Origin of the sequence: Sporomusa sp. GT1, from assembly GCF_014634905.1 — a bacterium.
GTDB classification, from domain to species: Bacteria; Bacillota; Negativicutes; order Sporomusales; family Sporomusaceae; genus Sporomusa; species Sporomusa sphaeroides.
Genome location: NZ_BMBX01000062.1, coordinates 1 through 1,657, shown reverse-complemented (window position 1 = coordinate 1,657; position 1,657 = coordinate 1). Strand labels below are relative to the sequence as shown.

At 40.7% G+C, this 1,657-nt stretch carries 1 protein-coding gene; it reads left to right on the top strand.

Annotation, left to right across the window (positions count from 1 at the left end; translation table 11 throughout):
* Nucleotides 1-87 precede the first annotated feature (87 nt).
* Nucleotides 88-1,551 carry an IS1182 family transposase gene (locus GT1_RS21810; protein WP_188400486.1) on the top strand — a complete coding sequence of 488 codons (1,464 nt, stop codon included), beginning with the start codon at nucleotides 88-90 and terminating at the stop codon, nucleotides 1,549-1,551.
* Nucleotides 1,552-1,657 lie beyond the last annotated feature (106 nt).

Below are 1,657 nucleotides of genomic sequence, written 5' to 3'. Positions count from 1 at the left end.
CAGACTGTGTGAAAAGTGCATTTAAAAATTATATGAAATTACAAATATGTTAAAATATAGTTGTATACTGATTGAGAAGGTGAGAGTATGGGCTATATAAAAGGCGAAGAAAGAGGACAAACAATTTTGCTTCCCGAAAGTATCGACGATTACGTCCACGAAGATAATCCAGTTCGCATTATAGATGCGTTCGTGGAACAGCTTGATGTGTTGGAACTGGCATTTGAGCGATCGACTAGCCCCACTTTCGGGCGCCCTCCCTATAACCCAAAAGTCTTATTAAAATTATACTTATACGGCTATTTAAACCGGGTCCGTTCATCGCGCAGGCTTGAGCAAGAAGCAGCACGAAACCTAGAAGTCATCTGGCTACTGCAAAAACTAAAACCAGATTATAAAACCATTGCGGACTTTCGCAAAGATAATAAACTCGCCCTCAAAAAGGTGTTTCGCCAGTTCGTACGCCTGTGCGATGAATGGGGCCTATATGGCAAAGAGTTAGTGGCGATTGATGGGACTAAAATGCGAGCTTGTAATAGCAAAAAGAATAATTACAGTGCCAAAAAACTGGAACGTCATATCCGGTATATCGATGAAAAAATTGAAACCTATATGAAAGAACTAGAGACAACGGATAACGCGGAGACTCAGGAACGTAAGCTGTCGGTACAAGAAGTACAACAGCGAATTCAAGAACTTCGTAATCGAAAACAAACCTATCAGGCTTATCAAGAAACGATAGATAAAAAAGGCTGCAGTGAAGTCTCTACAACAGACCCGGATGCTCGACTTATGTCCAATAACAATAATACAGTAGATGTAGGCTACAATGTACAGACCACAGTCGATGCCAAACACAAATTAGTGGCCGACTTCAAAGTAACAACACAGGCCAACGATTTGGGTGAGTTAGACAACATGGCCTTGCGTGCCCAAGTGGTGCTTGGAAAAAAAGAGCTCGAAGTGGTAGCGGATAAAGGATATTACAAGGTTGACGACCTCAAAACATGCGTAAAAAATCATATCACTCCATATGTCGCGAAACAAACATATTCGAACGGGACCGGAGATAAAGAGTTTTACCCGGATAAGTTTCATTACGACGCAGAGGAAAATATATATCGGTGTCCCAGAGGAATTGAGTTATATTTTGCCAAGAAGAGAACCAGTAAGGAAAAAGGCGTTATTGGTTACGAATACCGAAATTATGCAGCCTGTTCCTCTTGTCCGGTAAAAGAACGCTGTACTCGAAGTGCAAAGGGTCGAAGTATCTTTCGGCATATAGACCAAGACTTCTTAGATACGATTAATCTAAAGACGGAGAAAAATAAAGATAAATACCGATTACGGCAAATGATCATTGAACATGTTTTTGGAACAATTAAACGAGGATGGGGAGCGTATTATTTCCTGACTAAGCGTAAGCGCTCAGTCACAGGGGAGCTTTCTTTGTCTTTTTTATCGTATAACCTTAGGCGTGTTATATCTATCCTGGGGACGAAAGAAGTATTAGCAAAATTGACTGCTAGAAAATCTCCGGCTCTAGCCTAAATCCCGCTAGATGCTATTCAGTTCAACAAAAGTTAACGATTTGCCTAGCATTTTGTATTTTAAGCTACTTTATTAGAGGGCGTGAGAGGATATTTCACACAGTCTG

What these genes read in the sequence shown, in the direction of transcription:
- GT1_RS21810 (WP_188400486.1), top strand. Translation starts at nt 88, where the DNA reads ATGGGCTATATAAAAGGCGAAGAAAGAGGACAAACAATTTTGCTTCCC.